This is a genomic window from Trinickia sp. EG282A (genome assembly GCF_040965455.1).
GTDB lineage: Bacteria > Pseudomonadota > Gammaproteobacteria > Burkholderiales > Burkholderiaceae > Trinickia > Trinickia symbiotica.
On the sequence record NZ_JBFRCC010000002.1, the window covers coordinates 257705 to 283777 of the forward strand.

General features: G+C 62.6%; 22 protein-coding genes, 1 pseudogene and 2 riboswitches. Of the genes and pseudogenes, 7 read left to right on the forward strand and 16 right to left on the reverse strand.

What is annotated here, in order from left to right:
• The first annotated feature begins 199 nt into the window (after window positions 1-199).
• Complete coding sequence (locus tag AB4Y31_RS09080; protein WP_018441434.1) at window positions 200-439, forward strand: antitoxin; 240 nt, start codon at window positions 200-202, stop codon at window positions 437-439.
• Complete coding sequence (locus AB4Y31_RS09085; RefSeq protein ID WP_368673662.1) at window positions 439-840, forward strand: type II toxin-antitoxin system VapC family toxin; 402 nt, start codon at window positions 439-441, stop codon at window positions 838-840. Before AB4Y31_RS09080 ends, AB4Y31_RS09085 begins: the two co-directional genes overlap by 1 nt.
• A 99-nt stretch (window positions 841-939) precedes the next feature.
• Here AB4Y31_RS09085 and AB4Y31_RS09090 read toward each other — a convergent pair whose 3' ends face one another.
• The 8 genes from AB4Y31_RS09090 to poxB all read right to left on the reverse strand — a co-directional run bounded on the left by AB4Y31_RS09090 (window position 940) and on the right by poxB (window position 12894).
• A complete protein-coding gene (locus AB4Y31_RS09090; protein ID WP_368673663.1) occupies window positions 940-2637 on the reverse strand; it encodes a thiamine pyrophosphate-binding protein in 1698 nt (565 codons plus the stop codon).
• A 40-nt stretch (window positions 2638-2677) separates the two neighbouring features.
• Window positions 2678-4066: an L-serine ammonia-lyase gene (locus tag AB4Y31_RS09095; protein WP_368673664.1), complete on the reverse strand. Its 1389-nt coding sequence runs from the start codon at window positions 4064-4066 to the stop codon at window positions 2678-2680.
• 113 nt (window positions 4067-4179) lie between these two features.
• Window positions 4180-5181, reverse strand: coding sequence for an alginate lyase family protein (locus tag AB4Y31_RS09100; protein ID WP_368674462.1), 1002 nt, complete (start codon window positions 5179-5181; stop codon window positions 4180-4182).
• Between the two features lie 295 nt (window positions 5182-5476).
• Complete coding sequence (gene gcvP, locus AB4Y31_RS09105; protein WP_368673665.1) at window positions 5477-8452, reverse strand: aminomethyl-transferring glycine dehydrogenase; 2976 nt, start codon at window positions 8450-8452, stop codon at window positions 5477-5479.
• A gap of 122 nt (window positions 8453-8574) precedes the next feature.
• On the reverse strand, window positions 8575-8955 hold the full coding sequence (gene gcvH, locus AB4Y31_RS09110; RefSeq protein WP_368673666.1) for a glycine cleavage system protein GcvH: 381 nt from the start codon (window positions 8953-8955) through the stop codon (window positions 8575-8577).
• A gap of 74 nt (window positions 8956-9029) precedes the next feature.
• Complete coding sequence (gene gcvT / locus AB4Y31_RS09115; RefSeq protein WP_368673667.1) at window positions 9030-10148, reverse strand: glycine cleavage system aminomethyltransferase GcvT; 1119 nt, start codon at window positions 10146-10148, stop codon at window positions 9030-9032.
• 92 nt (window positions 10149-10240) lie between these two features.
• Window positions 10241-10444: riboswitch (glycine riboswitch) on the reverse strand.
• Window positions 10445-10466: 22 nt separating this feature from the next.
• Window positions 10467-10572: riboswitch (glycine riboswitch) on the reverse strand.
• 132 nt (window positions 10573-10704) lie between these two features.
• Window positions 10705-11022 (reverse strand): hypothetical protein, encoded by a 318-nt coding sequence (locus AB4Y31_RS09120; protein WP_368673668.1) that lies wholly within the window; start codon window positions 11020-11022, stop codon window positions 10705-10707.
• A gap of 147 nt (window positions 11023-11169) precedes the next feature.
• Entirely contained in the window at window positions 11170-12894 is a 1725-nt protein-coding gene (gene poxB, locus AB4Y31_RS09125; RefSeq protein ID WP_368673669.1) for a ubiquinone-dependent pyruvate dehydrogenase, read from the reverse strand.
• Window positions 12895-13342: 448 nt separating this feature from the next.
• Here poxB and AB4Y31_RS09130 point away from each other — a divergent pair, with 448 nt between their 5' ends.
• On the forward strand, window positions 13343-13933 hold the full coding sequence (locus AB4Y31_RS09130; protein WP_018441423.1) for a YSC84-related protein: 591 nt from the start codon (window positions 13343-13345) through the stop codon (window positions 13931-13933).
• Between the two features lie 14 nt (window positions 13934-13947).
• Here the strand turns inward: AB4Y31_RS09130 and AB4Y31_RS09135 are convergent, their stop codons facing one another.
• From AB4Y31_RS09135 to AB4Y31_RS09155, 5 genes and pseudogenes are all read right to left on the reverse strand, one after another.
• Entirely contained in the window at window positions 13948-14979 is a 1032-nt protein-coding gene (locus AB4Y31_RS09135) for a histone deacetylase family protein (RefSeq protein ID WP_368673670.1), read from the reverse strand.
• 78 nt (window positions 14980-15057) lie between these two features.
• Window positions 15058-15231, reverse strand: a pseudogene (locus tag AB4Y31_RS09140) (DUF4172 domain-containing protein); the annotation flags it as partial.
• 39 nt (window positions 15232-15270) lie between these two features.
• The gene (locus tag AB4Y31_RS09145) at window positions 15271-16701 is read right to left on the reverse strand and encodes a heavy metal sensor histidine kinase (RefSeq protein WP_368673671.1); all 1431 of its coding nucleotides are present in this window, start codon (window positions 16699-16701) and stop codon (window positions 15271-15273) included.
• Window positions 16698-17375: a heavy metal response regulator transcription factor gene (locus tag AB4Y31_RS09150; RefSeq protein ID WP_368673672.1), complete on the reverse strand. Its 678-nt coding sequence runs from the start codon at window positions 17373-17375 to the stop codon at window positions 16698-16700. Before AB4Y31_RS09150 ends, AB4Y31_RS09145 begins: the two co-directional genes overlap by 4 nt.
• Window positions 17376-17483: 108 nt before the next feature.
• The gene (locus AB4Y31_RS09155; RefSeq protein WP_368673673.1) at window positions 17484-18257 is read right to left on the reverse strand and encodes an alpha/beta fold hydrolase; all 774 of its coding nucleotides are present in this window, start codon (window positions 18255-18257) and stop codon (window positions 17484-17486) included.
• Between the two features lie 583 nt (window positions 18258-18840).
• Here AB4Y31_RS09155 and AB4Y31_RS09160 point away from each other — a divergent pair.
• Window positions 18841-19215 (forward strand): DUF4148 domain-containing protein, encoded by a 375-nt coding sequence (locus tag AB4Y31_RS09160; RefSeq protein WP_368673674.1) that lies wholly within the window; start codon window positions 18841-18843, stop codon window positions 19213-19215.
• A 39-nt stretch (window positions 19216-19254) separates the two neighbouring features.
• Complete coding sequence (locus AB4Y31_RS09165) at window positions 19255-19629, forward strand: DUF4148 domain-containing protein (protein WP_368673675.1); 375 nt, start codon at window positions 19255-19257, stop codon at window positions 19627-19629.
• A gap of 207 nt (window positions 19630-19836) precedes the next feature.
• On the opposite strand, the gene AB4Y31_RS09170 is transcribed toward AB4Y31_RS09165, so the two are convergent.
• On the reverse strand, window positions 19837-20691 hold the full coding sequence (locus AB4Y31_RS09170; protein WP_368673676.1) for an alpha/beta fold hydrolase: 855 nt from the start codon (window positions 20689-20691) through the stop codon (window positions 19837-19839).
• Between the two features lie 241 nt (window positions 20692-20932).
• Here AB4Y31_RS09170 and AB4Y31_RS09175 point away from each other — a divergent pair, with 241 nt between their 5' ends.
• Together AB4Y31_RS09175 and ilvD are read left to right on the forward strand one after the other, a co-directional pair.
• Window positions 20933-21568, forward strand: coding sequence for an ABATE domain-containing protein (locus AB4Y31_RS09175; protein WP_368674463.1), 636 nt, complete (start codon window positions 20933-20935; stop codon window positions 21566-21568).
• 261 nt (window positions 21569-21829) lie between these two features.
• Complete coding sequence (ilvD, locus tag AB4Y31_RS09180) at window positions 21830-23692, forward strand: dihydroxy-acid dehydratase (protein ID WP_368673677.1); 1863 nt, start codon at window positions 21830-21832, stop codon at window positions 23690-23692.
• Window positions 23693-23847: 155 nt separating this feature from the next.
• On the opposite strand, the gene AB4Y31_RS09185 is transcribed toward ilvD, so the two are convergent.
• Both AB4Y31_RS09185 and AB4Y31_RS09190 read right to left on the reverse strand, forming a co-directional pair.
• Complete coding sequence (locus AB4Y31_RS09185; protein WP_368673678.1) at window positions 23848-24804, reverse strand: alpha/beta hydrolase family protein; 957 nt, start codon at window positions 24802-24804, stop codon at window positions 23848-23850.
• A 164-nt stretch (window positions 24805-24968) separates the two neighbouring features.
• Window positions 24969-25838, reverse strand: coding sequence for a YihY/virulence factor BrkB family protein (locus AB4Y31_RS09190; protein WP_258187814.1), 870 nt, complete (start codon window positions 25836-25838; stop codon window positions 24969-24971).
• Window positions 25839-26073 lie beyond the last annotated feature (235 nt).

Genomic DNA, 26073 nt, shown 5'->3' on the forward strand with positions numbered 1-26073 from the left:
ACTGCCGCAGACCGATCAGCCGCTCTTTGCCCAGGCACCGCCCAGCGGCTGTCTCGCCCATACACCATCGATGCACATTCAACGCCGCGCTGAACGAGCAGCTTGGCGACGCTGCCAAGCAAGCTTCGCCACGTCTCAAGTATGCGTTGCAACGCTGCCCGGTTTGGCCGATGCTTAGGCATATGCCAAGGAGATTATCGTGACGACACTAGAAGGCCGGCATGTCCGGATATTCCGCAATGGGCGCAATCAAGCCATTCGCATTCCGCGTGAACTCGAACTTCCCGGTGATGAGGTCATCATCAGGAAGGAAGGTGCATGCCTCATCATCGAACCGATAAAGACTCTTCCGCTGAGAGAGCTCCTGGCCCAGTGGGAACCGCTCGATGATGATTTCCCCGATATCGGAGACCTTCCCGCGGAACCGGTGGACCTATAGTGACCCTTTACCTACTCGATACAAACATCATCTTCGACGCAATTCGCAATACGCGCGGAGGCTGCGCCGCGCGCATCCGCGAAATGCCGCCCGAGCGCCTCTGCACATCGATCGTTGTCGCCGCGGAGTTACGCTTTGGCGCTGAAAAGAAAGGCTCACCGGCACTCTCGGATCGCGTCGACACTTTCCTGGCGAGCCTAACGGTCATGGCGCTCAACGGCGAGGCAGATCGGTACTACGGACATCTGCGCGCAGACCTAGAGCGGCGTGGAAAGCTGATCGGCGCGAACGATATGTTGATTGCCGCACACGCGTTGGCGATCGATGCCGTGCTCGTAACCGACAACACCGATGAGTTCGCCCGCGTACCTAACCTGCCCTTGGAGAATTGGCTTCGGTAGTTCGCCTCGAATCTCAGGATTGTCTACGACGATCGGCTTAGTGGGCAGCAACGCATTTCCTCGACGAACCTTCCAGAGGGCGATGGAGATCAGCCGCTCTCACTGCCCGCGCGCCGCACGCGCTTGCTCCCGAATCTGCTCGAGCGTCGCATTGGGCGTGCTGACTTCCTGCGGCACGCGAATCTCGATCAGTGCGGGGAGCCCGCTTTCGATTGCGCGCTCGAATGCCGGCAAAAAGTCGGCAGTTCTCTCCACCGTCTCGCCATGCGCGCCGAACGAACGGGCGAACGCCGCGAAATCGGGGTTCGTCAGCCCCGTGCCGTGCGGCCTGCCCGGATAGTGGCGCTCCTGGTGCATGCGGATCGTGCCGTAGTGCCCATTGTTGACGACGATGAAAATCGCATTGAGTCCGTACTGCATGGCCGTTGCAAGCTCCTGCCCCGCCATCATGAAACAGCCGTCGCCGGCAAAGGCCACGGCAATGCGCTCCGGGTGGCAAACTTTCGCCGCAAGCGCGGCGGGCACGCCGTAACCCATCGCGCCGCTCGTCGGTGCGAGCTGCGTTTTGAACCGCCGATAGGCGAAGTGGCGGTGCAGCCAGATCGCATAGTTGCCCGCGCCGTTCGTCACGATCGCGTCGGCCGGCAACCGCTTGCGCAATTGCGCCATGATCTCGCCGAGCTGAACGTCGCCGAGCATCGGTCGGGGACCGCGCCATTCAAGGTATTCGCGATGGGCCTCGTCGGCGCTGCCCGCCCAGGCGGGCGTCGCGCGCGGATCGAGCGCGGCCAGCGCAGCCGTGAACTCGGGCATGCCCGACACGATCGGCAGGTCGGCCGCATAGACGCGCCCAAGCTCCTCCGCACCCTGATGGACATGCACAAGCGTCTGTTTCGTCTTGGGGATATCGAGCAAGGTGTAACCGCCGGTGGTCGCCTCGCCCAGACGCGGCCCGATCACCAACAACAGATCGGCCTCGCGGATCCGTTTCGCGAGCGCGGGATTGATGCCCAGCCCCACGTCGCCCGCATAGTTCGGATGGTCGTTGTCGAGCGTGTCCTGGTAGCGGAACGCGCAGCCGACAGGCAACTGCCACCGTTCGGCAAAACCACGCAAATCGGAGCATGCCTGCTCGTTCCATCCGCTGCCGCCGACGATCGCCATCGGCTTCTTTGCCACTTCGAGCAGCTCTCGCAGTGAGTCGATCTGCGCGGGCGCCGGGGCTGCCGCCACGCGCCGGTATCTGGGCGCAGCCGGAACGGCCGGGCACGGGTCCGAGAGCATGTCTTCCGGCAGCGCGAGAACGACGGGTCCCGGCCGTCCTGAGCAAGCCGTATGAAACGCGTGGCTCAGATATTCCGGAATGCGGCGCGCGTCGTCGATTTGCGCGACCCACTTCGCCATCTGCCCGAACATGCGGCGATAGTCGATCTCCTGAAACGCCTCCCGGTCCAGATGGTCGCGCGCGCATTGCCCGATGAAGAGAATCATCGGCGTCGAATCCTGAAACGCCGTGTGCACGCCGATCGAAGCATGCGTGGCGCCCGGGCCGCGCGTCACGAACGCGATGCCGGGCCGGCCGGTCAGCTTGCCCGTCGCCTCGGCCATGTTGGCCGCCGCCGCCTCATGGCGGCAGACGATGGTCTGAATGCGCTCGCTCACGTCGTGGAGCGAATCGAGTACGGCCAGAAAGCTCTCGCCCGGCACACAAAAAACACGATCGGCGCCGTGCGTGAGCAAGGCATCGACGAGGAGACGCGCTCCCGACATGGTGGCGGTATCGGCGGCGTTCGGCATGATGCGGCAACCTCCTGAATGGTTTGGGTAGCTTGAGTCTTCAGCACTCGACGATATTGACGGCCAGCCCGCCGCGCGACGTCTCCTTGTACTTCGTCTTCATATCCGCTCCCGTCTCGCGCATCGTCTTGATGACCGAATCGAGCGAAACGTAGTGGCTGCCATCGCCGCGCAGCGCCATGCGCGCTGCATTGACGGCCTTCACCGACGCCATCGCATTGCGCTCGATGCATGGAATCTGGACCATCCCCCCGACCGGATCGCAAGTGAGCCCGAGGTTGTGCTCCATGCCGATCTCGGCCGCATTCTCGACTTGCTTGGGACTACCGCCCATGACGGCGGCGAGCGCGCCGGCCGCCATCGAGCACGCGACACCGACTTCGCCTTGGCAGCCGACTTCGGCGCCCGAAATCGACGCATTGAGCTTGTAGAGAATGCCGATCGCGGCGGCCGTCATGAGGAAATCGATGACGCCCTGCTCGTTCGCGCCCGCGACGAAGCGCGTGTAGTAGTGCAGCACGGCGGGAATGATGCCCGCGGCGCCGTTCGTCGGCGCCGTCACGACTCGCCCGCCCGCGGCGTTCTCCTCGTTGACGGCGATCGCGTAGAGATTGATCCAGTCGACCATCGAAAGCGGATCGCGCAAGCTCTGCTCGGGACTCGCCGTCAGTGCCCGGTACAGCTGCGGTGCGCGGCGCTTGACCTGAAACGGCCCGGGCAGCGTTCCGTCGGCATCGGGATTGCCGATGCCGCAGCCGCGCGCGACACAAGACTGCATGACGTTCCAGATCTTCAGCAGACCGGCGCGCGTCTCTTCATCCGTATGCCAGGCACGCTCGTTTTCCCACATCAATTGCGAGATCGTCTTGCCCGTCGACGCGCAAAGCCCCAGCAGCTCGTTACCGGTGCGAAACGGGTGGGCGAGCTCATCGACAGCCGACAGCACCTTGGTATTCGGCGCACCTGCCGTCACCACGAAGCCCCCGCCAACCGAAAGGTACGTGCCTTCGCGCAGCGTCTCGCCGGCCGCGTCGAGCGCACGCAGCTTCAGACCGTTCGGATGCTCGGGCAAAGCCTGGCGGTAGAACGCGATGGCCTCTTTCGGCACGAAGTCGATCTCGTGCTTGCCGATGAGAGCAAGACGCCTCGACTTGCCGATCGCTTCCAGCCGCGCGCCGATCGTATCCGGATCGACCGTATCGGGCGCATCGCCCATGAGGCCGAGCATGACGCCGCGATCCGTGCCATGGCCCTTGCCTGTCGCGCCAAGCGAGCCGTAGAGCTCGACCTTGACCGAAGCCGTCGATTCGAGCTGCCCGTCGCGCTCGAGCGCCTGGACGAAAAGGAGCGCGGCCCGCATCGGCCCGACGGTATGCGAGCTGGAAGGACCGATGCCGATTTTGAAGAGATCGAAAACGCTGACTGCCATTTACTGCTCCGGAAAACTGCCGTTTCGAATCAAAGAGTCAAAGAATCAAAGAATCAAAGAATCAAAGAATCAAAGGCGCAAAGCTCAGGGCGGAAACATCGAACCACGCTCGCTCAGCGCGCCGCCAACGGCAAGCAGACGGCGAGCCACGCCGGAGGCTGCGGCTGCAAGCGCTGCGCAACGGGCGCGTAGCGTCCTGACAACCGCGCCGCGAGATGAAAGAGCTCAGCCGCGTCCTTCGGGTCCCATTGCCCCGAGAAACCCGGCACGCCGGCTTCGCGACGCTTGGCGTCGAACGGAACGCGCGAGCCGACGAATTCCTCGTGCGTTTTCTCGCCGAGCGCATAAGGCACGAGCCAATTCAGTGCCAGCGCGAGCGAAGCGCCGTTCTTGCCTCGCTCCATCAGCCAATTGCGGTTATGTCGGCGTGCGGCCAAGGCGGCGTAGACGAGCGGTTCGAGATCGTAGGCGACGTAGTGAAGCGCATCGCGCTCGGTAAAATCGAACGTCGTTCCATCGGATGAGACATTGTTCGTGATCTGCTCGACGAAGAGACGCTGAGCAGCGGCGATGAGCTTGCGATCGTCGAGCGTGAAGGCCGCCATCGCCACGAGCTTGACGCGATGACTCTCCCAGTTGTTGCGGTATGTGTCGGAAAGAGGACGCGGCTGCGCATCGATTCGTGCGACATAGCCGTTCGCGAGCGCCGCGATGAATGCGCCGGTGGCGTTGCGCGTCTTGACGGGCAATGCGCTTGCCGTCAAATCGTACGCGAGGATCATCGCGCCGAAATGCGTTTCGTCGATCGGGTCGTAGCTCGGGCGATAAGTGTTAGCCCATGCGCTCAGGAAACGATCGACGAGCCTCAGGTAACGCTCGTCGCCCGTCGCGCGCCAGACGAGGGCCGCGTCGCGCATCAGGTCGAGGTCTTGCTCGGCTTCGACGCTTTCGTCGTAGATGCCTTCATGCGGCAGCGTGCCTTCGGTGTGCAATCGCGCGAGCGGTTTCGGCGCGTCGTTGAGCCGCGTCGCGACGCGCTTCATCAGCGATGCGACGGCGGGCGCCGCATTCGCCCGTTCGCTCGTCTGCAACGCCGGCGCCGCGCAGAAGTTCATCGCCGCACGCGCCGCACCGGCCGGCGCCGCGGCGGCCACGCAAGCCAGGAACCAGAGCCAGATCGATGCGCGTTTGCTCGATTCCCATCGGGCCGGCTCGCCGGGTTTGCTCACCCTACGCGTCGTCGTCGGCACCTGTCGCACCATGCGTCGCTCCTTCTCTAGCTTCATCGCGGTGACAGATGTTAGCCGGTATTGGGGGCGCGTAACGCATAAAAAAGCAACATACGGCCAATGCGCCCGGTTCACGCGAAGTGAGCGGGGCGCGGCGGACGACAGACACCCGGCAAGACCGTCAGGCGTAATCGGCAACGGGCACGCACGAGCAAAAGAGATTGCGGTCGCCATAAGCGTTGTCCGCGCGGCCGACGGGCGGCCAGTATTTCTTCGCGACGAGCGACGGCAGGGGGTAAGCCGCCGTTTCGCGCGAATACGCATGCTTCCATTCATTCGCCGTCACGGCGGCTGCCGTATGCGGCGCATGCTTGAGCGGATTGTCCTCGCGATCGGCGCGGCCCTCTTCGACGGCGCGGATCTCCTCGCGGATCGCGATCATCGCTTCGATGAAGCGATCAAGTTCCTCCTTCGATTCGGACTCGGTCGGCTCGACCATCAGCGTGCCCGGCACCGGGAAGCTCATCGTCGGCGCATGAAAGCCGAAATCGGCGAGGCGCTTCGCCACGTCGTCGACCGTAATGCCGCTCGTGTCCTTGATCGCGCGCAAATCAAGAATGCATTCGTGGGCGACGAGGCCGCCAGCACCCGAGTACAGCACGGGGTAGTAGGGGCTCAGTTTCTTCGCGACGTAATTCGCGTTGAGGATGGCCACCTCGGTCGCCGCCGTCAGATTCTTGGCGCCCATCATTGCGATATACATCCACGAGATCGGCAGAATCGACGCCGACCCGTAAGGCGCCGCCGACACCGCTCCGATGCCGCTTTCCGAGCGGCGATAGCCGGTGGACGTCTGATTCGGCAGGAACTGCGCGAGATGCGGGCCGACCGCTACAGGGCCAACGCCCGGGCCGCCGCCGCCGTGCGGAATGCAGAACGTCTTGTGTAGATTGAGGTGCGAGACGTCGCCGCCGAATTGCCCCGGGGCCGTCAGACCGACCATCGCGTTCATGTTCGCGCCGTCGACGTAAACCTGCCCGCCATGGGCATGAACGATCTCGCAGATTTCGCGTACGTTCTGCTCGAACACCCCGTGCGTCGAGGGATACGTGATCATGATCGCCGCAAGCCGGGTCGCATGCTCGGCGGCCTTCGCTTTGAGATCGTCGATATCGACATTGCCTTCTTCGTCGCATGCTACGACGACGACCTTCATGCCGGCCATATGCGCCGACGCCGGGTTCGTGCCGTGCGCCGACGCGGGGATCAGGCAGACGTCGCGGTGACCTTCGCCGCGCGAATCGTGATAGGCGCGAATGATCAGCAGTCCTGCATATTCGCCTTGCGAGCCCGCATTCGGTTGCAGTGAAACCGCCGCGTAGCCTGTCGCTGCGACGAGCATCTGTTCGAGCTGATCGATCATCTCGCGATAGCCGGCCGTTTGCGCGGCCGGGGCGAACGGATGAATGCGACCGAACTCGGGCCATGTGACAGGCAGCATCTCCGAAGTCGCGTTGAGCTTCATCGTGCACGAGCCGAGCGGGATCATCGAGCGGTCGAGCGCCAGATCCTTGTCCGCGAGGCTGCGCAGATAGCGCAACATTTCGGTCTCCGAATGATGCCGGTTAAAGACGTGATGCGTGAGGTAAGCACTCGTGCGCAGAAGCGCTTCGGGCAGCGGCGTCGCTTCGCCCTCGCCGGCCCGCCCGCCCTGGCTGCCCTCTGCCGAGGCACGGAAAAGCGCTGCGTCGAGCGCATCGATATGCGGTACGTCGATCGCGCCGGCCGCGTTAGCGAATACCATGAGCAGATCCGCGAGATCCGCACGCGTCGTCGTTTCGTCGATGGATACGCCGACACGCGAATCGCCGACGCGGCGCAGGTTGATGCAAGAACGCTGCGCCGCCTCATGGACCAGCGCGGTGCGCGCGCCCGTTTCGATCGTCAGCGTATCGAAGAACGTATCGTTGACGATGGAGTAGCCGAGTTGCCTGACACCGGCTGCAAAGAGCGCGGCGATCCGGTGCACGCGCTGCGCGATCGCCTTGAGACCGTGCGGGCCATGATAGACCGCATACATGCTCGCCATGATGGCGAGCAGCGCCTGCGCCGTGCAGACGTTCGACGTCGCCTTTTCGCGGCGGATATGCTGCTCGCGTGTTTGCAGCGCGAGGCGCAGGGCCGGGTTGCCTTGCGCGTCGACGGTCACGCCGACGAGTCGTCCCGGCATTTGTCGCTTGAATTCGTCGCGCACGGCGAGATAGGCTGCGTGCGGTCCGCCAAAGCCGACGGGCACGCCGAAGCGCTGCGAGTTGCCGACGGCCACGTCGGCGCCCCACTCACCCGGCGGCGTCAAGAGCGTCAACGCGAGCAGATCTGCCGCGACGACGACGTGCCCGCCGGCCGCATGGACCTGCTCGGTGAGCGAACGGTAGTCGCGCACATGGCCGTCTACGCCCGGATATTGCAGAAGCACGCCGAATGCGTTCGATTGAGCCGCGGCGTCCGCCGGGCCGACCCGCACCTCGATGCCGACCGGCCGCGCACGCGTGCGCACGACCTCGATCGTTTGCGGCAGCACGTCGTCAGCGACGTAGAAAACGTTGGACTTGGGCTTGCCGACGCGTTGCAGCAGGGTCATCGCCTCGGCCGCGGCCGTCGCCTCATCGAGCAGCGAGGCATTCGCAATCGCGAGCCCCGTCAGATCCGTCACCATCTGCTGGAAGTTCAGCAGCGCCTCGAGGCGGCCTTGCGAGATTTCGGGCTGATAGGGCGTATAGGCCGTGTACCACGCCGGATTCTCGAGCACGTTGCGCAAGATGACCGTTGGCGTGTGCGTGTTGTAGTAGCCCTGGCCAATATAGGAGCGAAACACGTGATTCCTGCTCGCGAGCTCGCGCAGCGCCGCGAGCGCCTCGGCCTCGCTCTTGGGCTCGGCGAACAGGCCGAGCGGCAGCGGCTCGGTGCGGCGGATCGCCGGCGGAATGACCGCATCGACGAGCGCGGCCCGCGACGCGAATCCGAGCGCGTCCAGCATCTTCTGCTGATCGACAGCGTCCGGGCCGATGTGCCGCTCGGCGAAGGCGTCATGCACTTCGAGCGCGGCAAGCGAAACGGGGGTGCGATTCATCAGGCGATCCGGGTGTTCGAGCTTCATGTTGGCAGGGTTCTAGCTTAGTGCGCGCGGCAGCCTTTTCGAGGAGCCGTTTCCGACGAGCGCGAAACGGAAACGAACGAGACGTAAAAGGCAATGCGCCGCGCGGGCAGTGACAAGGAAATTCAGTCGATCAGTTTCGAGTACGCAGCGGCGTCGAGCAGCTTATCGGTCGAGGCGCCGGGAGCGAGCTTGATCTTGAAGAGCCAGCTCGCGTAAGCGTCGTTGTTGACGGCATCGGGCGTATCGAGAATCGACTCGTTGATTTCGACGATTTCACCCGAGACAGGCGAGTAGATATCGGAGGCGGCCTTCACCGATTCCACCACGCCGACCGCGTCGCCGACCGTCACCGTTTTGCCGACTTCCGGCAGTTCGAGAAAGACGATGTCGCCGAGCGTGCTTTGCGCGTGATCGGTAATGCCGACCGTGATCGTGCCGTCGGCTTCGGTGCGCAACCACTCGTGTTCGTCGGTGTATTTGAGATCGGCCGGAACGTTGCTCATCGGATGCTCCTGAGAATGGAAGAAATACGTCGGTAAAACAAACGCTTGACGCGCGCGTCGAGCGGCGTCGGCCCTCAAGCGACGAGCACCTTGCCGTTGCGCACGAACGGCAGTTTTACCACGCTTGCGTTGAACGTTTTGTCGCGGATCTCAACTTGCACCGTGTCGCCCGGCTGCACTTCCTTCGGCACGCGCGCGAACGCGATCGATTCCTGCATCGTCGGCGAAAACGTGCCGCTCGTAATCTCGCCCTCGCCGGCCGCCGTCAGCACCTTCTGATGCGCGCGCAGCACGCCGCCCGCCTTGCCGTTTTCCTTGCGCAAAACGAGCCCGACGAACGCGCGCCGGGAGCCGGCCGCTTCGAGCGCCGGACGGCCGACGAACTCGCGCGGAGCCGACAGATCAACCGTCAACGCTAGCCCGGCGTCGAGCGGCGACACCGATTCGTCCATGTCCTGCCCATAAAGATTCATGCCCGCCTCGAGGCGCAGCGTATCGCGGGCGCCGAGGCCGCACGGCCGCACGCCTTGCTCGTGCAACGCCTGCCAGAACGCTTCGACCTGCGCGGCAGGCACGATGACCTCGAAGCCGTCCTCGCCCGTGTAGCCGGTGCGCGCGACCGTCAGATCGCCGAATGGCGTCGCGAAGACGCGCGCGGCATTGAAAGGCTTGAGCGCCTCCGTGGCCTGCTGCACGGCCGGCACGGCTTGCCAGACCTTTGCGCGGGCATGCGGCCCTTGAACGGCGACGATCGCCAGATCGCGCCGCGGCGTGATGGTGAGCGCAAAGCCGCGTTCGGCGTTGAGGCGATTGAACCAGGCGATGTCTTTCTCGGCCGTGCCGGCGTTGACGACGACGCGGAAAAAATCGTCGGCGAAGTAATAGACGATCAGATCGTCGATGACGCCGCCGTTATCATTGAGCAGACAAGAATAAAGGGCGCGGCCAGGCGTTTGCAGCTTGGCGACGTTGTTGGCGAGCGCGAATTCGAAAAACGGGCGGGCGCGAGGGCCGGTGAAATCGACGACGCACATGTGCGAGACGTCGAACATGCCCGCGTCGCCGCGTACCGCCTGATGTTCTTCGATCTGCGAGCCGTAGTTGACGGGCATGTCCCAGCCGCCGAAATCGACCATGCGTGCGCCGAGCGCGCGATGGGTGGCGTGAAGGGGGGTGCGTTTCAAATCGGTCATCGGGGCCTCGGCGCTTACGGTATCGCGAAAACAAAAAAGGGCCATGCCGATCACGCTGCGCGCCAATCCGATGGGTGGCGGCGGCAAATCATGCATGCCCCTCTGTCCTCGGTACCTGAGAGATTGCGCTGCCGCGAACGATCGAATTTGTCGTTCGCAATTGAACGCGCGCCCCTTCGGTGGGCAGCCTGCCCGGGCCTTGCATCCCTTTACGCATTCTGCGCGGTGGGTTGCGAAGGGCCGCCTCGACCAATATTCGGGCCGACGGGCTACTGCCGCTCTCCAGAGTGCGAAACGCCGCGAGCAAATACGGAGCGTTTCGACGCGGTCGGTCCTTTTGCCTGAGAGTTTGTGGGTGTGCCCCTTCGGCGGCGTCGCAGGCGGACAAAAATCCGTCGCGGACGCGCTCTCCCGACGCGTGGCCGCAATTTACGCGACGGTGGGGGGCTTGTCAAACGAGAGGAGGCGCGGCCGCTCGCAGACACGACAAAACAGGCTGGACTAGGCCAGCCTGTTCAAAGTGTGTCTTTACTTCGTTCTTCTGCACCGCATTGGCTTATTTCGCGGCCGTCGCCTCACACTTCTTCACGAACGAGGCCTTCGCGGCGCCCGCGAGCGGTTTGCCGTTCGAGCCGACGGCCTTCGATTCGCAGCTGGACTTCGCTTCGGTCTTCATGCACTTCTTCACGAACGAATTCTTGGCTGCACCGGCGAGCGGCTTGCCGTTCTTGTCGACGGCCTTCGCCTCGCAGCTCGAGCCCGACATGGCCGTGTTGCCCGACGTGGCGGCGGGTGCCGATGCCGACGTTTGCGCATGGGCCATCCCCGCCATGAACAGACCGGCGATTGCTACCGCGATAAATCGTTTGAACATGACCAACCCCTCCTTAGTGGCGTGAAACGAGGCGCTTCACATGCCCATAACGAGGGGCGGGGCACTCCGGTTGACGAGGATTACGATCAATCTCGCGGCAGCCCGCTCCGTCACCGCGTTGCACGTAAAGAACAGGCCGCCGGTCCCTCAAATCCGCAGATTCGTTCTGGCGAGCTCCATGACTTCGTCGCCGCGACCATTGATGATGGCCTTCAGCATGTAAAGGCTGAACCCTCTCGCCTGCTCTAGCTTGATCGCGGGCGGGACCGCCAGCTCCTGCTTGGCCGTCACGACGTCGACCAACACCGGCCCGTCGTGCGAAAACGCGCGCCGCAGCGCGCCCTCGAGTTCCTCGGATTGCTCGACGCGCAGACCAAGTACCCCCATCGCGTTAGCCATCGCCGCAAAGTCGGGATTCGTCAGATCCGTACCGGTATCGAGGTAGCCGCTCGCCTTCATCTCCATTGCGACGAACCCGAGCGTCGAGTTGTCATAGACGATCACCTTCACGGGCAAGCCGAGCTGAACGAGCGAGATGAAATCGCCCATGAGCATCGAGAAGCCGCCATCGCCTGAAAGCGAAACGACCTGCCGCCCCGGAAATGCGGCTTGCGCGCCGAGCGCCTGCGGCATCGCGTTGGCCATCGATCCGTGGTTGAACGAGCCCAGTAGCCGGCGCTTGCCATTCATTTCCAGATAGCGCGCTGCCCAGACAGTGGGGGTTCCGACATCGGCGGTAAAAATCGTGTCTTCATCCGCCAACTCGCTCACGAGACGTGTCAGATACTGCGGATGGATCGGCCGGCCCGCGGGCGATGGGTGAGCCAGATCGTCGAGCCCCTGACGCGCATCGGCGTAGTGCTTGAGCGCCGCACCGATAAAGCGCCGATCGGCCCTGCGCTGCAGCCTCGGCAGCAATGCCTCGATCGTCTCAGCGACGCCTCCCACGATACCGAGCTCGAGTTGCGCACGGCGCCCCAGCGCGTCGGGGTTGATATCGATCTGGACGATCTTGGCGTTGCCCGGATAGAAATGTCGATAAGGGAAGTCCGTACCGAGCATGACCAGCACATCGCAGTTGAGCATCGCCTGGTAGCCGGAGCTGAACCCGATCAGCCCCGTCATCCCCACATCGAACGGGTTGTTCCATTCGACGTGCTCCTTGCCGCGCAGCGCATGCACGATCGGCGCGCCGAGCTTATCGGCCAGCGCGACGACCTGATCGTGCGCGCCCGCGCAGCCGCTCCCGCAAAGCAGCGTGATCGCCTCGTGGGCGTCGAGCAAGCTCGCGAGGCGAATCAGCTCGGCGTCGTCGGGCACGACGCTGGCGGGAAGGGGCGGCGTCCAGCGCGTGCCCACCGAAGCCGCCTCCTGCAGGGCGACGTCACCGGGGAGCACGATGACGGCGACGCCTCGCTTGGCGATCGCCGTGCGCATCGCGCGGTGTAGAACATGCGGCATCTGCGCGGCATTCGTCACGAGCTCGACGAAGTGGCTGCATTCCTTGAACAGCTCTTGCGGATGAGTTTCCTGAAAATAGTTGAGGCCGATCTCCGACGACGGGATATGTGCCGCAATCGCAAGCAGCGGCACATGATTGCGATGCGCGTCGAAGAGACCATTGATCAGATGCAGATTGCCGGGACCGCAACTGCCCGCGCAAACGGCGAGCTGGCCCGTGACGGCCGCGTCGGCGCCGGCCGCGAACGCCGCGACTTCTTCGTGTCGCACGTGCATCCACTCGATCGTCTTCATGCGACGCAACGCATCGGAGAGACCATTCAGGCTATCGCCCGTCACGCCCCAAATACGTTTGACGCCGGCTTGCTCGAGCGTTTTCGCCAATTGCTCCGCTACGGTGATGTTGGCCATCGGATGCTCCTTCGTAGTGTCAGGTTGACTGCCACGGATACGGTCGGTCAGCGCAAACTCAAACCAATGATAGGAGGTTGTCGTCGGAGCCGTCGGTAAAGTGCGCACTTGTCGACGCAGCGCGGAGCGTGCGTCGGCGCGCCCCTGCCGGGCGGCTAAGACGCGCCCGTGACAAAGCGATGTCAGCGCGCTCGTGAGTGTCTGAATGCCGACGCTCTTGTAATTTTTTTACCAGCGGTTACATCGCTTATGCAACTAACGCCGATCGGCGGCGGTCAATTACGGCGGTAACGAACAAGGTCTGACAAAGAACCCGAATAATGCCGGCTTCGTCGACTGTCCCGATATGCTTCTGCGTGCCACCAAACGCAAACACCCGCGAACCTTCGCATTGCGCGCGGCACCTGGGGCAAAATGCTTTGCCATCCACCGATCACAGGGAGAATCCATGCAACGCCGTCGATTCATTACGATGACCAGCGCCGCACTTGCGTCGGCAGGACTGTCCCTGACCGGTTGCACGACGACACCCATCTCGTCGGGCTCCTCCGCCGAGGCAAACGCCGGGAAACGGCAATCGATCGACGCCGATGTCAACGAAACGCTCGCGCGCCTTTACAACACGGTTCATGGCTCGCGCGAGCTCGTCCAGCAGGCGCGTGGGGTCCTCGTGTTCCCATCGGTCATCTCGGCCGGCTTTTGGTTCGGCGGCCAGTACGGCCAGGGCGCGCTGCGCGTCGGAGAAGAGACGCGGGGCTACTACAGCATCGCGGCCGCATCGTTCGGGCTGCAAATCGGCGCGCAATCCAAAGCCATCATCATGCTGTTCATGACGCAGGAAGCACTCGACAAGTTCGTGCGAAGCCAGGGCTGGGCGGCCGGCGTCGACGCGACCGTCGCGGTCGTGAAGGTCGGCGCGAACGGCAACATCGATACGTCCACGGCCATGAATCCCGTCGAGGCCTTCGTGCTGACGAACGCGGGACTCATGGCGGGCGTGTCGCTCGAAGGGACGAAGATCTCGCGTCTTCTTATCTAAACTAAGGGCGCGTTTTACGCTTCGCCTTCGAAGCCAAGGAGGACGTTGACGGCGTTGATCCCGATCTCGTCCACCATATATCCGCCTTCCATGACGAACAACGTTGGAACCTCGAGTGTTGCGATGGTTTCCCCAATGCGTAGATAGTCCGGCGTGCGCAGGCGGAAGTGGCTGATCGGATCGCCTTCGAATGTGTCGACGCCCAACGAGACGACGAGGGCTTCCGGAGCATACCGCGCGATCGTCTTGCCCGCGTGATGCAGCGCCTCGCTGTAGCCGTCCCACGATGTGCCCTGTGCGAGCGGAAGATTCAGATTGAGCCCTGATCCCGCGCCGACGCCCTGTTCGTCCGCATGCCCCGCGAAATAGGGGTAGCAGACCGTCGGGTCGCCGTGGATCGAGACGAACAAGACATCGGAGCGGTCGTAGAAAATATCTTGCGTGCCGTTGCCGTGGTGAAAGTCGACATCGAGTATCGCCACGCGCTTCGCGCCGCCGTTGATGCAATGCTGGGCGGCGACGGCCGCGTTGTTGAGATAGCAATAACCGCCCATGTATTCCCTGCCGGCGTGATGGCCCGGCGGACGGCAAAGGGCGAATGCCGCATGCTTGCCGCTCGCTAGCGCGTCGATGCCGGTCAGCGCGCAGTTCGCGCTCGAGCGCACCGCGTCCCACGTGCCGGCGTTGATCGGCGAGCCGGCGTCCATCGAATAGAAGCCGAGCTTGCCATCGATGAACGTCGGCTCCGCGATGCTCGGCAAGCCTCTTACTGGCCAGACGAGCGGCAGGGCTTGGGGCGTCTTTCCCGTTGCGCTCCATTCGTCCCATGCGGTCGCGAGGAAATCGATGTAGCGCTGCGAATGCGCGCCCACATAGCTCGAGACGTCATAGACGGCGGGGCTGACGACGTTGCCGAGTCCCATTGCGTGAACGCGGGCAAGAATCGTTTCGGCGCGCTCCGGCTTCTCGAAGGAAGGGGCGATCTTGCCGTCCTTCAGTTCGACGCCGTGATGCAAACGATGATCGGTGCTGTAAATGGTAAGCATGCTGGCAATGACATTGGAAGTTTGCGGCCATCATCGTATCGGATAGGATGCAGCTCAACGCCAAAGGCCGCGGATTGCCTAAACCTTCAGGCCGGGTAATTCGTAGCTCGTGCTGCGACCGCCCGCGGCTGACCTTCGCAGCGCCCCATGTGAAATGAGCTCGCTGATGTCGCGCAGCGCGGTATCCGGGGAGCATTTCGCGATCGAGGCCCACTTGCTGCTAGTCAGCTTGCCATCGAACCCGTCGAGCAGGCAAGACGCGAAACCTTCGAAACGCTCGGCAGCAGGGAGTCAACGCGTTGCCACGATACGGGCCGGAACCGGCGCCTCTTCGTCACGCCGCGGAAATACGAGCGTAAACCGCGTTATGCCGGCGCTGCTCGTAGCGCGCCACGTTCCGCCATGCAACGACATGATGCTTCGCACGATCGAGAGCCCCAGTCCGCTCGATTCGGACGATCGATGACGCGAGGCGTCTGCTCGATAAAACCGATCGAAAATGCGTTCGAGATGATGCGGCTCGATTGTCGGGCCGCGGTTCTCGACACAGATGGCCGTTCCGTCCGGACCTTGCTCGGCCACCGTCGAAATTGAGGTTCCGGGATCCGCATAGCGCACGGCGTTGGCCAGCAAGTTCGCTAGCGCGCGACGCAACAGCAGCGGATCCGCCCACACGTATCCCTCTGCTCGCCACTCGAAGCCGACATTACGTTCCTCCGCGAGTCCTTCGAAGTATTCCTGCATCCGCTCGAACTCGTCTGCCAGCAGCAGCTTCTTCGGCTCGATCGCATTGTCCGCGTGCTCGGTACGCGCGAGAAAGAGCATGTTGTCGATCATCTTCGACATCCGCTGCAACTCCTCGAAGTTCGAGCCGAGCAACCGCTGGTAATAAGCGATATCGCGGACTTGACTCAATCCCACTTCCGTCAAGCCGAGCAGATTCCCGATTGGCGTGCGCAGGTCGTGCGCCATGTCGGCCGAGACCTGCTTCAATTGCGTGAAGCCGCGCTCGAGTCGGTCCAGCATGGCATTGAAGGCGTCGATCAGCGGATCGAGCTCGCGTGGCGCGTCCCGCTGCGCGATACGTGTCGAAAGCGTCCCCATGCTGATAGATGCCGTCTGCGCCGCCAGGCGCCGCAGCGGACGCATCCCGCGACGTACGAAACCGAATGCGAGCAAGGCTGCGATTGCCGCGACAACCGACGCCCAAAGCAGTATCCGGTCGCGGTATTGCTTCAGCAGATGCGTACGCTCGGTCAGCAGGCGGCCTGAAATGACTTGCAGATCGCGCGGCCCCGCCGCATCGTGCGCCGCAGCCGCCACATAAATGAACGGCGTGCCGTCGGCCGTGCGCATGTGTTGAACGGCGCCGAGCGTGAGCGGCACGTCGGCAGGCACCGGTGCCATATCCGGCACCACCCTATCGCCCGGATTGACCGAAATCAGCGGCGCTTCATGCGGAAAACGCACGACGAGCAGCGATTCCGTATTGCCGAGCATGTTGGCGAAAAGGTGCGGCTTGTCGCGAATCAGCTCGCGTGCATCGGCGTCGTTCAACAGTGTGCGAATCTGATCGACGCGGGTCACGAGCGCCGCGTCGTCGCGTACGATCAACTGCGATTCCAACTGGCGATAAAGCATGAAGCCGACCATCGCCATCGCGCCGAACGCCGTCAGCGCGAAGAGCAGCGCGAGGCGGGCCGTCAGTGAGAGCCGTTTCATGTTTCGTGCTCGCAGCGGTAACCGACGCCGTGAACCGTATGGATCAGCCGCACCGGGAAAGGCTCGTCGACCTTCTGGCGCAGCCGGCGCACCGCGACATCGACGACATTACTGTCGCTGTCGAAATTCATGTCCCATACGCGCGAAGCGATCAGTGAGCGCGAAAGGACCTGCCCCTGATGCTGCACGAAGAACTGGAGCAGATTGAACTCCTTGTTCGTCAGCGTAATGCGCACGCCATCCCGTTCGACGCGGCGCTTAGCCACGTCGATGCGCAGGTCGCCGACCACGAGTACCTCTTCCTCCTCTTTCTGCGGCTGTCCGCGACGCAAGATGATGCGAATGCGCGCGAGCAGCTCAGCGAACGAGAAGGGCTTGACCAGGTAGTCGTCGGCGCCGAGATCGAGGCCCTTGAGCCGGTCTTCGAGCGTGCCGCGCGCACTGAGAAACAGCACAGGTGTGCTGGTGCGTGCACCCAGCTTCTTCATGACGGTCCAGCCGTCCATCTGCGGCATCATCACGTCGAGCAGGATGAGGTCGTAGCGCATCTCCTGCGCCAAATGCAGGCCATCGATGCCGTTCGACGCCACATCGACGACATAGCCTGCCTCCGTCAAACCGTTGAGCAAATACTCGCCGGTTTTGGTTTCGTCTTCGATCACCAGGATTCTCATTTCGCCGTCTCCCGCGGTTTGGGCTGCATGGAGGCGGCAGGGCAAGGCTGAACCGAATCAGCCACACCCTGTCGCGCCGCGACGCGTCGCGCTCCGCGAACCAGCTGCTCACTGGCCCGACTGCTGCGCCGCCTGTTCGATCATCGCCGCGACTTCGCGCGGATGCGATTCATATACGGAATGGCTCGCGCCGTCGATCTCCACGGTGTGCGCGTGAGCGCGCGCCGCATACATGCGCTCGAGATCGGGATTGATGATCTTGTCCGCCTTCGCGACCATATACCAGCTCGGCTTGTTCTTCCAGGCGGGATCGGGAATCTGGGCCGTGAACACGGACGCGGCCGTCGGCATCTGCGCATGCGCTTCGAACTCTGCCTCAGCGCGCGGGAGGTCGGCGGCGAAATCGGACGGATAGTCGGCCGGTTTCAGGTAAAGGAAATTGTCAGCAGTCCTGACGACCGCTTTCGTCGAGTTCGGATATCGCTTTCCGTTACCCACTTCGGTTTCGCCCACATCAAGCGCGTGCGCCGCAATGTACACCAGCGATTTCACGTGATCGTCGTTTCCAGCCTCCGTGATAATCGCGCCGCCGTAGCTGTGGCCGACGAGTACGCATGGACCGTCCAGACCGTCAATCACGCGCTTCGCCGCCGTCACGTCGTCGTTGAACGACGTGAGCGGCTCCTGCACGAGCGACACGTGGTAGCCGTCCTTCGTGAGAATGTCGTAGACGGGACGCCAGCCGGAACCGTCGACGAACGCGCCGTGAACCAGCACGACGTTCTTGATGGGCGCCGCAAGCGCGGGCGCTGCGGCCGAAGCGAACAGACAAACGGCTGCCGTTGCTTGCGCGACGGCTGAAGAGAATTTGGGAAGACGCATGGCAACTCCTCGAATGGACATCGTTTGAAGGGGGATGGTCGTTCAACTGGAGGCCAGTCTACGAAGCGCGCCCGAACGAGGCGGTTACCCAGTCATTACAAAAAAATGACGAAGCCCGTTCGAGCGTCCCGCTGCGGGCGAATGCCTCAGCGAGAACACGGACGATTCGATGAACTCAGCGCGCCCGCAATATCCAAGCGCCAGCCGCGGATTGCCCCTGTCATTCTTTTGTAACGACCGAGTAACGGCGCTGTTGGAGCCCGCTCCCTAGACTGGCCTCACGTTGTAGCCGAAGCCCTTTCAAGCCGTACCCGATCGGGCTTTCAAGGAATGAGCCGGCTCACGGATCGCCGAGGTCAACATGACAAATTTGAAATCATCGCGTCAGTCTCCGGACAGCAGCGACCCACTACGATGATCACAAGTGAGCGAGCTTTAGCAGGTATCGAGAAGTGACTTTCCACCCGATTCGCGAGTGAGTTCACGAAGCGGCACCGCTAGGAAAGTGAGTAGTGGTTTCAAGCGTCATCGAGCTTGGGCATTTTCGCCCGTCAACTTTGATTTTTAATAAGGAGTCCTAATCATGTCGAAGATTCTTGCTGGTCTTATCGTCGCCGTCGCTGCCGTCGCCGCCCCGACTCTCAGCTTCGCCCAATCGAATGGCCCGGTCACACGCGCACAGGTCCGTGCGGACCTCATTCAGGTCGAGCAGGCTGGCTACAACCCGGCGCGCGCCAACGACCCCTACTACCCGGCCGACATCGAAGCTGCGGAATCAAAGGTCGCCGCTGAGCGCGAGAATCAATCGGCGACGCAAAACGCGATGCAGCCTGCAACGCAAGACGTTGGCGGTACGAACCAAAGCAGCAACGCTTCTTCAGGTTCGCCGACGCACATCGCGTCGCATATGCAGTGTGTCGGCCCCGTGACCTTCTGCGATCCGTACTTCGGCAACTAATGCGATCGGATAACTGATATTTAACAAGGAGTGCTAATCATGTCGAAGATTCTTGCTGGTCTCATCGTCGCCGTCGCGGCCGTCGCCGCTCCGACTCTCAGCTTCGCCCAATCGAATGGCCAGGTCACACGCGCGCAGGTCCGTGCCGAGCTCATTCAGGTGGAGCAGGCTGGCTACAACCCGGGACTTGCTGACGACCCCAACTACCCGGCCGACATCCAAGCTGCCGAAGCGAAAGTCGCCGCTCAACGCTCGAACCAGTCGGCGCGGCAAGATGCGCCGCAACCTGCAACGCAAGATGTCGGCGGTACCGGTCAAAGCAGCGCCGCCTCTTCGGGTGCGCGAGTGCGGATCGCAGTACACACCGCGTGTGTCGGTCCCGCGACCTTCTGTGATCCGTACTTCGGCAAGTAATGCTCGCGGGTACATGCGGATCCTGTGCAACGCTCCCGCACAGGATTCCGCCTCGCATATATGCCGCCCCGTATCGGGTTTAGCCGCCCCGCACCGAACCCGCTCGAAACGTAGCGGATATGGCGTGATGCGACGCGGTCCAGCGACCGAAAACCTGGCTTGCCCCGGTGGCAATCACTCATTTCCTATATATGTCTTTGCCTCGCGTCAGTTGGCGAGGAAATGCATCATGGCCGCGGCGATTTCCTTCGCGTGCGTCTCCAGCGCGAAATGGCCGGTGTCGAAGAAGCGGACCTCAGCGTCGGGCATGTCTCGCTTGAATGCCTCGGCGCCCGCCGGCAGAAAGAACGGGTCGTTCTTCCCCCAGACGGCAAGGAAGCGCGGTTGATGAGCGCGAAAATATTCCTGGAACGCCGGGTACAGCCCGACGTTGTTCTGATAGTCGCGAAACAGGTCGAGCTGAACCTCGTGCGCGCCGGGTCGGCTTAGGTAGAAATCGTCGAGGCTATATCCGTCCGGTGATACGCAAGCCGTGTCAGGCACACCATGCGTGTATTGCCAGACGGTCGTCTCATGCGTGAGCAGAGCGCGAAGCGCTTCGCGATTCGCGGTTGACGCGTCCTGCCAATAGGCCCGGATCGGGTTCCAGCCCTCGCTCAATCCCTCTTCGTACGCATTGCCGTTTTGTGAAATGATCGCGGCAATCCGCTCAGGATGCTTGAGCGCAAGCCGAAAACCGGTCGGCGCTCCGTAGTCGAATACGTAGACCGCAAAACGATCGAATCCGATGACCTCCGTGAATCGGTCCACGACGTTGGCGATGTTATCGAATGTGTAGGCAAACCGATCCCGATCGGGCATGTCGGACTGCCCGAATCCGGGCAGATCGGGGGCGACGAGATGGAAGCGGTCGGCGAGCAACGGAATCAAGTCGCGAAACATGTGACTCGAGCTCGGAAATCCATGCAGTAGAAGCAGCTTCTTGTTGCCCGGCCGGCCGGCTTCACGATAGAACACGTTGAAACCGTCGACATCGGCGCGGCGGTAGGCGATCGAACTCATTGCGTCTCTCCTGCGGTAAGGGGTTAGGTGACCGACATGGCCCGTTGACAACAAGCGTCTTCGTTAAGCGGCTCGCTTCATTCAAGTACGCGAAGCACAGCCGCACGACCGGCACCACGCCTTAGCGATGCTAAGTAACCTTCTTAATGCGCACAAACAAGTTACAGACGCGATGCGTAACTTGTCAACCGCTTTTTTTCTGGTTACGATCCAGCTATCACTATTCCCTATTCGTCATACGATGAACTACCGTCGGCTCCCCGCGATATTCGTCGCCGATGCGCCAGGCCTCGATTTCCTGAACTCGGTAGCCACCCCGGTCGATGAAAAAGTTGACTGGATCAGCGACGGGCGCGGCTTGCTGGATTGGTTGGAACAAGCGGGGATGGTGCCGCCCTCGGCACTTGCAGCGCTGCACGCCCGATATGGGCCGGCCGATTTCGACGCCGTTGCCGCAGAGGCTCGTGAGCTGCGCGAGTGGTTCAGGCGATTTGTCCAGAAGAGGAAGGGCCGCGCGCTCGGCGCAAAGGACTTGCGTGAGCTGGAACCCTTGAATCGGCTTCTGGAACGTGACGAGCAATACGAGGAACTCGTCGCGGTCAGCTCCGGCGGCGAGTCGGAACTCGAGCTGCGGAGGAACCGCCGTTGGAAAACCGCCGACTCGTTGCTGACGCCGATCGCCGAGGCGTTGGCGAAACTCGTGTGCGAGGAGGACTTTACACATGTGAAGGCGTGCGAAGGCCCCCGGTGCACACTACTGTTCGCCGACCATACGCGCGGTCACGCGCGCCGGTGGTGCAGCATGGCGATTTGCGGCAACCGCGCGAAAGTTGCGGCTCATCGGAAGCGGCTCAAGGAACGGAACAAGAACGGATGAGTTCGACGGGCTTGCCGAGACCTCTCAAGCGGTCTCGGGGCAGCGGCGAGCCGTGCGATTGATATGTTCTACGACCTAATCCCGTCAGAAAAATATATTTGACGTCTGACGGGTGCTCTCGCACTATTCACACCTCAAAGCGCACGCCATGCCCTGCCGGGAGCCAACGCGCAGGCTATCGGCGTGCCGCCAACCCCGCAACGCCCACCGGCTCACCCGGGAGCGACTCCGTTTCGATCAAGCAATATCCAAGGAATACAGATGCCCGACTATCGATCACGCACTTCGACGCATGGCCGCAACATGGCCGGCGCCCGCGCCCTGTGGCGCGCCACCGGAATGAAAGACGGCGATTTCGGCAAGCCCATCATCGCCGTGGTGAACTCGTTCACCCAGTTCGTGCCGGGCCATGTGCATTTGCGCGATCTCGGGGCGCTGGTCGCCAAGGAGATCGAAGCGGCAGGCGGAGTCGCCAAGGAATTCAACACCATCGCAGTGGACGACGGCATCGCCATGGGTCACGGCGGCATGCTGTATTCGCTGCCTTCGCGCGAGCTGATCGCCGATTCGGTCGAGTACATGGTCAACGCGCATTGTGCTGACGCGATGGTCTGCATTTCCAATTGCGACAAGATCACACCGGGCATGCTGATGGCCGCGATGCGCCTCAACATTCCGGTGGTGTTCGTGTCGGGCGGTCCGATGGAAGCGGGCAAGGTCACATCGCCGAAGAGTGGCCAAGTCATCGCGAAGATCGATCTGATCGACGCGATGATCAAGGCCGCCGACCCCAAAGTCAGCGACGCGGAAGTGGCTGAAGTCGAGCGCAGCGCCTGCCCGACATGCGGCTCCTGTTCCGGCATGTTCACGGCGAACTCCATGAACTGCCTGACCGAGGCGATCGGCCTCGCGTTGACCGGCAACGGCACGCTTGTCGCCACGCACGCATGGCGCAAGGGCCTCTTCGAGCAGGCTGGCCGCCTCGTCGTCGAGCTCTGCCGTCGCTACTATCAAGAAGAAGACAGCTCTGTGCTGCCAAGAAGCATCGCCACCAAGCGGGCATTCGAAAATGCCATGGCGCTGGACGTGGCAATGGGCGGCTCGACCAATACCGTGCTGCACCTGCTGGCAGCCGCACAGGAAGCCGGTGTCGATTTCACGATGTCCGACATCGACCGCATATCGCGCAAAGTGCCGTGCCTTTGCAAGGCGGCACCCGCGACCGACAAGTACCATATCGAAGACGTGCATCGTGCCGGCGGCATCCTCGGTATCCTCGGCGAGCTGGCAAGGGCCGATCTCATCGACTTGTCTTGCGGTAACGTGCACAGCGGAACGCTTGGCGACGCCATTGCCAAGTGGGACATCGCCGGCGGCGCGGGCGAGCAGGCGCAGCGATTCTTTCGCGCGGCTCCCGGCGGAATCCCGACGACCGTCGCGTTCAGCCAGGAAGCGACGTTCGCGTCGCTCGATACCGATCGCAAAACCGGCTGCATTCGCAGCAAGGCGCACGCATATTCGCAAGACGGCGGCCTCGCGGTGCTCTACGGCAACCTCGCCGAGAAAGGCTGCATCGTGAAAACAGCGGGTGTCGACGAATCGCAGTGGGTCTTCTCGGGATGCGCCCGCGTCTTCGAAAGCCAGGACGAGGCTGTCGAAGCCATTCTGGGCGACAAGGTCGTGCCGGGCGACGTCGTCGTGATCCGTTACGAGGGACCGAAAGGCGGCCCCGGCATGCAGGAAATGCTGTACCCCACGTCGTATTTGAAGTCGAAGGGCCTCGGCAAGAGCTGCGCGCTCTTTACCGACGGCCGCTTCTCCGGCGGCTCGTCAGGACTCGTGATTGGGCATGCATCGCCCGAAGCGGCCGAGGGTGGCACGATCGGTCTCGTGGAAGACGGCGATGTCATCGAAATCGACATCCCCAAGCGCAAAATCCACTTGGCGGTGCGGGACGACGAACTGGCGAGCCGCCGGCAAGCGATGGAAGCGCGCGGCGACAAAGCGTGGATGCCCACGGACCGCGAACGCGTGGTGTCGCAAGCGCTGCAGGCCTACGCGGCGCTGGCGACTTCGGCCGACCGCGGCGCGGTGCGCGATATCTCGCAGCTGAAGCGCAAATGAGCTAGCGCGGCTCCGTCGCAGTCACGCGATCGGGGCCGCGAGTATGCCTCCGGTGCCGGTCAGCGCCGCCGCTGATCGACGAAAGCGCCGATCAGCGTCAACCGTCTACTCTGGGCGCTTACGTCAAAGCCTTTTTCCCTCAGTGTCATCGGCGCTCAATGTAGTTTGGCTTTAAAGAAGCCAAGCACCTTCTCATCGAATTGCTCGTGAAAGGCAACGCGGTCGAATCCCTTCGCGTCGACGCATAGCGCGGGCGCATCCTTCGTCAATTCCGTAGGGCAAGGTGCGAGGAAAGCGAAATGCGCCGCGCCGGGGACAACGTGGAATTCAGGGCTTTGGGGGAGCGCGTGGGCAAGCGCCGGCATGGTTTCGGGCAGCACGCCGTCTCCACCGAACTGGGAAGCCCAGAGCTGGATCGGCGCTTTCACGTCTTTCAGGCTAGCCGATGTCGGAAACTCGTCGAGCGGGTCCGCCAGCACATACGCTTTGATCCGCGCATCATGCGCCAACGGTCCCGCTGGAACCTCTTTGCGCTCGATTTGTTGGCAAATAGGGAGCTTAGGGTCCGGGCATGGAACGTTGGCGTCCAGGAAGTCCGGGTTACCGCCAGCCAGTACCAGCCCGGTGTACCCGCCACGCGAAAAGCCGAAGAAGCCTATCGATTCGGGATCGATCTTCGCAGCGTCCGGCGACCGGTTCAACATGTAATCGATGAGACGCGTGATGTCGGTCGGACGCTCGACGAATACGGATATGTCGGCCTGACGGCTCTTATCGGAGAACGAATCGCCTGGATGATTGATCGCCGCCACGACGAAGCCGGCGTCGGCAAGCCTCTCGGCAATATCGTGGTGATTAAGGAACGATCCGGTGTGACCGTGTGAAATCACGATCAACGGCAATCTTTCGCCAACTGTCGGACAGTCGCGTTTTCCTGATAGAACGTACGGACCGATCGGTATTTCCTGTGCCGCAGCCGCGCATGGCGTCCACACTATCGCCTTTAATGCTGGGCCGTTGGCGTCGGGCGGAATATTCACGAGCTTGATTCCCGCTGCGTGTGTGATCGTCGTCGACAAGCAGAACAGCGCAATGGATATGAGTTTTCTCATGACGTTGTTTTTCTAACGAAGCGGGCCGCTATTGATCGAGCGCACGAACCGAAAATGCCCTGGCAGCCGGATGATAGCGCGAAGCCATGACTATAAGAGTGCCAGACTGCCCAGCGCCAACCGCATCAACGAATTGGACGCCGTGCTAATTGGCCGCGATTCGTCTACCTGTTCGACGTTGCACCCGCTCTCGCCCGGTCGGACGCGTGCGTGCGGTCGGCGCGAACCGCGGCCGTCACTTCTGCGCCGAGCAGGAAGACGACTGAAGAGAAGTACAGCCACATCATCAGAACGGCGAGTGATCCCGCGGCGCCGAAAGTGGTCGCTGTGCCCGCATGCGAGAGGTAAAGCGCGAACAGATGCCGGCCGACCGTGAAAAGTACGGCGGCGATAAACGCGCCGATTGCCGCGTGACCGTAGCGTATCCGGGTATCGGGCAGCCATTTGATCAGCGCGGCGAGCGCCACCGTCAGAATCGCGAGTGTGACGGCGGACTGGAGAATCGCGGCAATGATGACGACCGGACTGTCGCCGAAGATGGCGCGCGCGGCGATTTGAATTGCCGTATCGAGCACCAGTGACACGACGAGCAGGAATCCCAGGCCGAGCACCAGCGCGAACGACATCAGCCGCGCGCGCAGCAACAGCGCGAACCCTTTGATGCCGGGCGGCGACTCGGTGTCGAACACCGCATCGAGTGCGGTATTGAGCGAAGTGAAAGTGGCGGATGCGCCAACGATCAGCAAGACGATCGATGCCAGCGTCGCGAAGCCTCCGCCGGCCGAGTGATGCGCGTGCGTGACGATGTCCTGCATGGCACGCGCCGCGTCACTGCCGACGACGTTCTTGATCTCCGAGAACAACTGGCCGCGCGCCGCTGCCTCGCCGAAGAACCAGCCGGCAACGGCGAGCACCAGGAGCAGCGTCGGCGCCAGCGAAAACGCGGAGTAAAAGGCGATGCCCGCGCCCATCATCGTGCATCGGTCCGACGAAAAGCCCTTGGCCGCGCTTATCGCGAGGCGAACAGGTTTCATGTTCAGCGCGCGCGTCCCGAACCGTTGCAGGCCAACTCCCGACATCGCGGATCTCCGTCCGAATACGCCGTGCGCATCGGGTAATGCCATACGAGCAATCGCTATGCCGCGCTGCCTAACCGACAAGTGGCGCCCCTGCTGCCCCACCGACAAGCGGCGCCGTGCTGACCCACCGACAAGCGGCGCCGCGCTGCGTCTATGGGAAGCAGGCGATTACCGGCATGCGCGTTGCTTC

What these genes read in the sequence shown, in the direction of transcription:
- AB4Y31_RS09120 (WP_368673668.1), bottom strand. Translation starts at nt 11,022, where the DNA reads ATGTTCAAACGATTTATCGCGGTAGCAATCGCCGGTCTGTTCATGGCG.
- AB4Y31_RS09100 (WP_368674462.1), bottom strand. Translation starts at nt 5,181, where the DNA reads ATGAACTTCTGCGCGGCGCCGGCGTTGCAGACGAGCGAACGGGCGAAT.
- poxB (WP_368673669.1), bottom strand. Translation starts at nt 12,894, where the DNA reads ATGGCCAACATCACCGTAGCGGAGCAATTGGCGAAAACGCTCGAGCAA.
- AB4Y31_RS09190 (WP_258187814.1), bottom strand. Translation starts at nt 25,838, where the DNA reads ATGAAACCTGTTCGCCTCGCGATAAGCGCGGCCAAGGGCTTTTCGTCG.
- AB4Y31_RS09130 (WP_018441423.1), top strand. Translation starts at nt 13,343, where the DNA reads ATGCAACGCCGTCGATTCATTACGATGACCAGCGCCGCACTTGCGTCG.
- gcvH (WP_368673666.1), bottom strand. Translation starts at nt 8,955, where the DNA reads ATGAGCAACGTTCCGGCCGATCTCAAATACACCGACGAACACGAGTGG.
- AB4Y31_RS09095 (WP_368673664.1), bottom strand. Translation starts at nt 4,066, where the DNA reads ATGGCAGTCAGCGTTTTCGATCTCTTCAAAATCGGCATCGGTCCTTCC.
- AB4Y31_RS09155 (WP_368673673.1), bottom strand. Translation starts at nt 18,257, where the DNA reads ATGCGTCTTCCCAAATTCTCTTCAGCCGTCGCGCAAGCAACGGCAGCC.
- gcvP (WP_368673665.1), bottom strand. Translation starts at nt 8,452, where the DNA reads ATGAAGCTCGAACACCCGGATCGCCTGATGAATCGCACCCCCGTTTCG.
- AB4Y31_RS09165 (WP_368673675.1), top strand. Translation starts at nt 19,255, where the DNA reads ATGTCGAAGATTCTTGCTGGTCTCATCGTCGCCGTCGCGGCCGTCGCC.
- AB4Y31_RS09090 (WP_368673663.1), bottom strand. Translation starts at nt 2,637, where the DNA reads ATGCCGAACGCCGCCGATACCGCCACCATGTCGGGAGCGCGTCTCCTC.
- AB4Y31_RS09185 (WP_368673678.1), bottom strand. Translation starts at nt 24,804, where the DNA reads ATGAGAAAACTCATATCCATTGCGCTGTTCTGCTTGTCGACGACGATC.
- gcvT (WP_368673667.1), bottom strand. Translation starts at nt 10,148, where the DNA reads ATGACCGATTTGAAACGCACCCCCCTTCACGCCACCCATCGCGCGCTC.
- ilvD (WP_368673677.1), top strand. Translation starts at nt 21,830, where the DNA reads ATGCCCGACTATCGATCACGCACTTCGACGCATGGCCGCAACATGGCC.
- AB4Y31_RS09160 (WP_368673674.1), top strand. Translation starts at nt 18,841, where the DNA reads ATGTCGAAGATTCTTGCTGGTCTTATCGTCGCCGTCGCTGCCGTCGCC.
- AB4Y31_RS09150 (WP_368673672.1), bottom strand. Translation starts at nt 17,375, where the DNA reads ATGAGAATCCTGGTGATCGAAGACGAAACCAAAACCGGCGAGTATTTG.
- AB4Y31_RS09135 (WP_368673670.1), bottom strand. Translation starts at nt 14,979, where the DNA reads ATGCTTACCATTTACAGCACCGATCATCGTTTGCATCACGGCGTCGAA.
- AB4Y31_RS09145 (WP_368673671.1), bottom strand. Translation starts at nt 16,701, where the DNA reads ATGAAACGGCTCTCACTGACGGCCCGCCTCGCGCTGCTCTTCGCGCTG.
- AB4Y31_RS09170 (WP_368673676.1), bottom strand. Translation starts at nt 20,691, where the DNA reads ATGAGTTCGATCGCCTACCGCCGCGCCGATGTCGACGGTTTCAACGTG.
- AB4Y31_RS09175 (WP_368674463.1), top strand. Translation starts at nt 20,933, where the DNA reads ATGAACTACCGTCGGCTCCCCGCGATATTCGTCGCCGATGCGCCAGGC.